Below are 6,907 nucleotides of genomic sequence, written 5' to 3'. Positions count from 1 at the left end.
TATCAGCAAAAACCACGCGGTGATAGGGATAGAAGATTTGAATGTATCTGGGATGTTAGCAAATGGGAAATTATCAAAAGCTATAGCCGATATGGGCTTTTATGAATTTAGAAGGCAGCTAGAATACAAAACACAACTGTATGGTAGTAAGTTAGTAATTGTGGATAGATTTTATCCGAGTAGCAAGACTTGCTCAAGTTGTGGAGAAAAGAAATCATCACTGTCATTATCTCAAAGAGTGTTTAAATGTGATAACTGTGGCTTTGAGATTGACAGAGATTTAAACGCTGCGATTAATTTAAAACAAGAAACGGTCAGATTGATCGTGTTAGCCTGTGGACTAGATAGTGCCGACACTGCTAGGAGTTCAGTGAGCGTAGTCGAACTGGTGAAACAGGAAGAAAAAGCCAACTTTTGTTAGCATTAGTTAGCTTTTTTGTATCGGATCTAACTTGTGGCCACATCACAGAAAAATCTCCTGAAAAAAAATAATTGCCAATAGCGGGCTATTTTGCAGAAATTTCTGTAAAATCGAAATCTAAATAAAAAAAACCACATTATTAAGTGAATAGCTCTTTATTTTGCCATTGTTCACCTTTCCTTTTGCCTGCCCCACGAAAAGACTTTTATACCTAACGGCACGCTACGCGAACAGCAAAGCCTAGTTAGGGAACTTATGAGAAAAGCAATAGTCCATTTAGAAACTTAAATTTTCAACTGCTTATGTTGCGTCGGCAAACTGTATTGTATCTACTCCTGAGTGTTTTACTCATTGGCTGTTCACCCCCAACCACCGCCGAACCCACTACTACATCAACCTCTCAAGTCCAATTACAAACCCCTAAAGGTCAAAATTTGCCAATCTCTGCTGAAGCTACCATTCCCAACGGCACAAAAATTAACCTAGAAGTCGCAAAAACACCAGAACAACAGGCTATGGGGTTGATGTATAGACCAGCTTTACCCGATGACAGGGGAATGTTATTTGTATTTCCCTCAGCCCAACCAGTCAGTTTTTGGATGTTGAATGTCCCCGTATCTTTAGATATGGTCTTTCTTCAGGATGGAGTAATCAAGTACATTGAGACCGCTGCACCCCCCTGTAAAAGTGAACCTTGTCCCACCTATGGTCCTAACGTACCAATAGACCAAGTAATTGAACTGAGATCCAAACGAGCTACAGAATTAGGTTTACAGGTAGGTGACAAAGTAAAAATTGAATTTTTCAACCCAAGTTATTAGTCATTAGTTATTCTTCCCAGTCACCAGTCACCAGTCACCAGTCACCAGTCACCAGTCACCAGTCACCAGTCCCCAGTCACCTATGAGGAATCTGTCAATTTTGTATGAAGATATTTTGGTAAAAAAACTATTCCGTAAAATATAGAGGTTAATATTTAGCAGCAGTTATCATAACATCGGATCTAGCTTTTCCCCAATGAAAAACCCGACTTCAAAGTTTCACTGGAAAAATCCTTCTTTTGACATAAGTGTAAATAGTAATCAATAGAGGACTATAGGCTATGGAATCTTGGATACTTCAGATGTAATTACATTAAGCACAAAAAACTCAAGAGAATCAAGCCAATTTAACTTATAGTTCCTGTTACTTGAGATTGGGGGAAACAAGCAGTACGAAAGTTATACGATTTTGGATTTTGGATTTTGGATTTTGGATTTTGGATTTTGGATTTTAGATTTTGGATGGTGAAAGTGTTTGAGGATTTATTCAGTCATAGCACAGTGACACATAAAATACTGGCTTTAGATCACTGAGAAAAGAGGAAAGGATATATGATAATACACTCTACTCAAGGAGGTGAGATACAAATGGCACAATCAAGATATTCTCGTTTGATTAATTTTCTCCAAGAAGATTTGGCGATCTCAGCCGCTTCTCTGTCTGTGGCTTTGCGTCATCGGGAGCAGGATACAGGCTCTTTAACCATGATCCTGTGGCAGTATGGGTTGATTACCCTAGAGCAGTTAGAACAAATTTATGATTGGTTGGAGACTGCATAGGTAAGCAATGGAATACTAGAAAATCCATTGCTGGTAACTATTCTGGTCAATATTCTGGCGGCTAACTGTATGCAAATTCAATATGAAACGGTTGAGCTAATTCAGGAGAAATAAGGTATGTCAAGTCAACTCTGCCCTGGGCAAAGTTTGATAGATCGAAAAATTGATGCTGAGAATTTTGAATTATTGACATCCAAATTAAAAGGGCAAGTTGATCAAATCACTTGCCCTTTTATTGTTAGAAGTCAGGAGTCAGGAGGCAGGAGGCAGGAGTCAGAAGGCAGGGGGTAGAGGGCAGGAGGAAGTTGATAACCCAGTCCCCAGTCCCCAGTCACTGACCTTATCCAAAAACCTTAGCAGCAGCGGCGATACCAGCACCAGGGGTAAAGTTTTCATAGCCAACTTCTGCCAGTACAATTTCTAATGATGCGATACAACTGAGAATATCGCGATCGCTCACAAATCCTAAGTGACCAATACGGAAAATTTTATTACTCAGATGGTCTTGACCACCAGCTAAAGCAATATCAAACCGCTTTTTCATCAATGACCGAATTTTATCCGCTTCCATTCCCGGTACTGATACAGCGGTAATAGCTGGACTAGCGCATTCATCCGCTGCAAACAATGGTAAATTTAAAGCCTTCATCGCTACACGAGTCGCATTTTTTTGGCGTTCATGACGGGCAAAAATTGACTCTAAACCCTCTTTTTTCATCATCCCCAAGGTGGTGTGTAGTGCCACAATTAAGTTAACTGGGGGAGTAAAAGGAGTTGTATTTTTAGCTGTAGATTTGCGATATTTACCTAAATCTAAATAATATTTTGGCAACTTCGCAGTTTTGTAAGCTTCCCAAGCTTTAGGACTTACAGACACAAATCCTAAACCGGGGGGTATCATATAGCCTTTTTGAGAACCGGAAGCTACTACATCCAATCCCAAAGCATCAACAGCCACATTGTAAGCACCCAAACTGGTGACAGCATCAACAATAATTAAAGCTTCCCTATGTGCTTTTACATGACTATTGATAGCTGCCAAATCATTGATTACACCTGTAGAAGTTTCGCTGTGGGTGATAATGACAGCTTTAATTTCTTTGTTGGTGTCAGCTTGTAAAATTTCTCCAAACTTAGCCGGGTCTAAAGGTTGTCCCCATTCTGCGGTGACAACTTCCACATTTAAACCAAAAGCTTGACCAACTTCTACCCAACGTTCACCAAACTTACCATTAGAACCCACCAAAATGCGATCGCCAGGAGACAGAAAATTAATAATTCCCGCTTCTACCGCACCAGTACCGCTAACATTCAGCATCAGTACATCATTTTGGGTTTGGTGCAGCCATTTCAGGTTTTCTGTCACCTCCCCCATCATGTTACTAAATTCACTGGTACGGTGTCCAATGGGGTGTTTAGCCAAAGCTAGTAAAGCTGCTTCTGGAACTGGAGTAGGTCCAGGAATCATCAACATTAACTTATCGTCCATTATCTCTATCCCAAAAATCCAATAAGATTCAAAATCCTTTGAGGATGATTTAATTCTGATGGCAAATTTTAGACATTCATCTACAAATTCAATCAGTCTGTCATCAGAAGATTATAGTACCTGAGAGAGTCACATCTGCTCTAGGCACAAACTTAAAAATTAAAGGCAAAAAGGCCAGCTTTCGGCTTTCCTTTTCACCTTTCCTCTTTATTTTTGATCAGAAACCACTTGATTGGTAATTGGTAACACAATTTTGGATTTTGGATTGTTTTTGACAATTCCAATCTAAAATCTAAAATCTAAAATCTAAAATTTTCTTTCCCAGTCACCAGTCCCTAGTCACCAGTCCCCAGTCCCCAGTCCCCAGTCTTATTTACCAAAAAGCTGATTAATTGCCAATTTTGGATCTGGTTGTTTTACCAAAGACTCACCAACGAGTACAGCTGATGCTCCGGCTGTTTCTACTATACTTAAATCCTCTGGTGTATGTAGTCCTGACTCACTGACGACTAAAATATTTTTCTCCTGTAATTGACTACCTCTTGCTTTCAGTAGTTCGCAGGTGGTTTGGAGGTCAACAGAAAAATCTTCTAGGTTGCGATTATTGATACCAACTAAAGAAACACCATCTAAAGCTAAAACTCGGTCAAGTTCTTCTAAACTATGTACTTCAATCAAAGCCGCCATTTTCAGAGCGTTGGCAATTTTAATGAAATACTGTAAATCCTGATCACTAAGAATTGCCGCTATCAATAGAACTGCATCTGCGCCATTCACTCGCGCCAAATACATTTGATAAGGATAAATAATAAATTCCTTACATAATAATGGTAAATCTACGGCAGCACGGACTAAAGATAAGTTATCAAAACTACCTTGAAAAAACTTTTTATCTGTGAGAACAGAAAGACAACTTGCACCACCTTCTTCATAAGCTTTAGCAATTTCTACCGGGTCAAAATCTGCTCGTAAAACCCCTTTGCTGGGGGATGCTTTTTTTACTTCTGCGATTAATGCAGGTTTAGTTTTTCCTTGACGCAACGCAGCAACAAAATCACGGGTAGGAGGTAAGGAAAGAGCTTTTTTTTGCAGTTCTTTTAACGGCAATTTTTCCCGCATTTGTTCAACTTCTGTTTCTTTATACCAAACAATTTCTTCGAGAATATTATTTGGTTCAGCATCCTCTAATACTGCTTGGTAGCGAACAATAGAGACATCAATAGCTGGACTAGGTTGACGACGACGAATTTGCATACTGGGGACTGGGGACTGGGGACTGGGGACTGGGGACTGGGGACTGGGGACTGGGGACTGGGAAGATTTATTCTTTTCCATCAAAGTAAGCACAGATTTTAAAGGATTAATTTCCCAATCACCAATCACCAATCACCACCTAACTAGCGATCGCTCGTTTGTAGGCTTCATCTAACACTTCTGATAGTGTAGGATGGGCGTGAACCAAATAAGCCAAATCTTTTACAGATTGACGGTTAGCAACTGCGGCGGATGCTTCGTGAATTAAACTGGAAGCGTGTGCGCCGAAAATATGCACACCTAACACCTCACCTGTATCTGAACGATAAATTACTTTAGCAATACCATCGGCTTCGTTTTCTGCCAAAGCTTTAGAATTACCTTTAAAGTAACTCTTACTGGTAGCAATTTCAAACCCTTCTGCTAAACCTAATTCTTGGGCTGCTGTTTCTGTTAAACCCACATAACTCACTTCTGGATGGGTAAAAGCTGCTGCGGGAATACTACGATAGTCTACCGTTTTGTTTTTACCCAGGATATTTTCTACAGCAATGATACCTTGAGCCGAAGCGGCATGAGCCAACATCATTTTACCGTTAGCATCACCAATGGCATAGAGGTTAGGAACTACTTCACCTGCTGACAGCACCTCCATGCCATCATTTACAGGGATAAAATTCCGTTTATCCAGTTCTACACCCACAGATTCTAAACCGAGATTTTTAGTAGTGGGGATGCGACCTGTAGCTACTAAACAAGCATCAACTTCTAAAACTTCTAAATCTTCTTTTGTTTGGAAGTTTGCTAACTCAATGACAACAGGAGAACCAGGAATTACCCTTTTAGCGTATATTCCGACCTTAGTTTCAATATCACGGGGAGTAATTAAAACTCTTTCTGCCAGTTTAGCAATATCCCGATCAAATCCTGGCATTAACACATCCAGGGCTTCAATCATGGTAACTTCACAACCCAAAGCAGTGTAAACATCAGAAAATTCTAAACCGATGTAACCACTACCAATAATAGCGATCCACTGAGGCAGAGATTCTAATTTTACACCTTGGTCACTGGTAAAGACTGTTTTACCGTCTATTTCTATTCCGGGAGGAACAAAGGGAACAGAACCAGGAGAAAGAATAATATTTTGAGCAGTGATAGTTTTGTCACCACTATCCGTCATCACGCTGACTTTCTGTGAACCAGCGATTTTTCCCCACCCCCGGATAATATCGACCCCCAGACGTTTGAGACTGTTGGTTAAGTCACCTTGAATTTTTGAGACAAGATTATTAGCATGATTAGCGATCGCTTCTCGTTCAAATTCTACACCACCAATTTGAATCCCCAAAGACTTGAGATGGTGGGCGTTACGTAACTCCCGCACCTTACCAGAAGCAGCTAACAAAGCTTTGGAAGGAATACAACCTCTGTTAACACAGGTTCCTCCCATATCTCCAGCTTCAATAATCGCTGTTTTCAGACCATAATGAGCAGCGTGTAGGGCTGCGCCATGTCCACCTACACCTGCGCCAATAATCACTAAATCGTAATCAAATCCAGAACTCACGTTAGTTTCCCCGTTTCTTTAACCTACTTATTTTTAACTTCATTCCCCCGCTAAAACAGTTCACTTAGTGCGATCGTGTTCAGAATGGGGATAACCTTAGAATTATAGTTATATTTGGATGATGGATTTTTCATGACATTTTGCCATTTTACCTGATTTCCCGATCATCTAAACTTTTATGCTTACAGCACACTAAGCGTTAGCATTCAACTCACCTTCCGCAGATAAAATCCAATTCTGAATAATTATCACGAAAGATTCAGGGTTGTACAAACTTTACTCCAAAAATATTCTCAATAAATGAGATAAATTCCTAATAAACATTTTATAGTTCCTTTGAACTAAAATCCTGAAAACCCTTACCAAACAATGTTTTTGGAGATAATTATTTTTTTATTCTCCGCTTATGCGGAATGTGAGATTCAACTCACCTTCCGCACCCTAAACCTTGTAGAGACGTTGCATACAACATCTGCTATATAAAACCTAGACAAAACTAGACTTTACTTTCTACTTCAACGGGAGCATGGGAGCAGTTATCCCTCGGTAGACTTTCACGCTTTAGCCAAACG

Annotated in this window: 6 protein-coding genes; 3 read left to right on the top strand and 3 right to left on the bottom strand. The window is 40.0% G+C overall.

Features of this window, described 5'->3' with window-relative positions; all coding sequences use genetic code 11:
• From H6F47_RS26200 to H6F47_RS26190, 3 genes are all read left to right on the top strand, one after another.
• Positions 1–421, top strand: a 421-nt coding sequence (locus H6F47_RS26200) for an RNA-guided endonuclease TnpB family protein (RefSeq protein ID WP_190651670.1), incomplete at its 5' end; no start/stop codon positions are given.
• Between the two features lie 302 nt (positions 422–723).
• Positions 724–1,242 (top strand): DUF192 domain-containing protein, encoded by a 519-nt coding sequence (locus H6F47_RS26195; RefSeq protein ID WP_190651668.1) that lies wholly within the window; start codon positions 724–726, stop codon positions 1,240–1,242.
• A gap of 552 nt (positions 1,243–1,794) precedes the next feature.
• Positions 1,795–2,022, top strand: coding sequence for a DUF2949 domain-containing protein (locus H6F47_RS26190; protein ID WP_096566475.1), 228 nt, complete (start codon positions 1,795–1,797; stop codon positions 2,020–2,022).
• Positions 2,023–2,362: 340 nt separating this feature from the next.
• On the opposite strand, the gene H6F47_RS26185 is transcribed toward H6F47_RS26190, so the two are convergent.
• The 3 genes from H6F47_RS26185 to lpdA all read right to left on the bottom strand — a co-directional run bounded on the left by H6F47_RS26185 (position 2,363) and on the right by lpdA (position 6,335).
• Positions 2,363–3,511, bottom strand: coding sequence for an alanine--glyoxylate aminotransferase family protein (locus tag H6F47_RS26185; protein WP_190348780.1), 1,149 nt, complete (start codon positions 3,509–3,511; stop codon positions 2,363–2,365).
• A 369-nt stretch (positions 3,512–3,880) separates the two neighbouring features.
• Positions 3,881–4,765, bottom strand: coding sequence for an indole-3-glycerol phosphate synthase TrpC (gene trpC / locus H6F47_RS26180; RefSeq protein ID WP_190651672.1), 885 nt, complete (start codon positions 4,763–4,765; stop codon positions 3,881–3,883).
• Between the two features lie 139 nt (positions 4,766–4,904).
• The gene (gene lpdA / locus H6F47_RS26170; RefSeq protein WP_096566467.1) at positions 4,905–6,335 is read right to left on the bottom strand and encodes a dihydrolipoyl dehydrogenase; all 1,431 of its coding nucleotides are present in this window, start codon (positions 6,333–6,335) and stop codon (positions 4,905–4,907) included.
• Positions 6,336–6,907 lie beyond the last annotated feature (572 nt).

This window comes from Sphaerospermopsis sp. FACHB-1094 (assembly GCF_014696195.1).
GTDB classification, from domain to species: Bacteria; Cyanobacteriota; Cyanobacteriia; order Cyanobacteriales; family Nostocaceae; genus Sphaerospermopsis; species Sphaerospermopsis kisseleviana.
Note: the sequence above shows the minus strand (reverse complement) of the source record. Positions and strands in the feature narration are given on the sequence as shown.

Coding starts and splice junctions, on each gene's coding strand:
- H6F47_RS26195 (WP_190651668.1), top strand. CDS start 724: ATGTTGCGTCGGCAAACTGTATTGTATCTACTCCTGAGTGTTTTACTC.
- H6F47_RS26190 (WP_096566475.1), top strand. CDS start 1,795: ATGATAATACACTCTACTCAAGGAGGTGAGATACAAATGGCACAATCA.
- H6F47_RS26185 (WP_190348780.1), bottom strand. CDS start 3,511: ATGGACGATAAGTTAATGTTGATGATTCCTGGACCTACTCCAGTTCCA.
- trpC (WP_190651672.1), bottom strand. CDS start 4,765: ATGCAAATTCGTCGTCGTCAACCTAGTCCAGCTATTGATGTCTCTATT.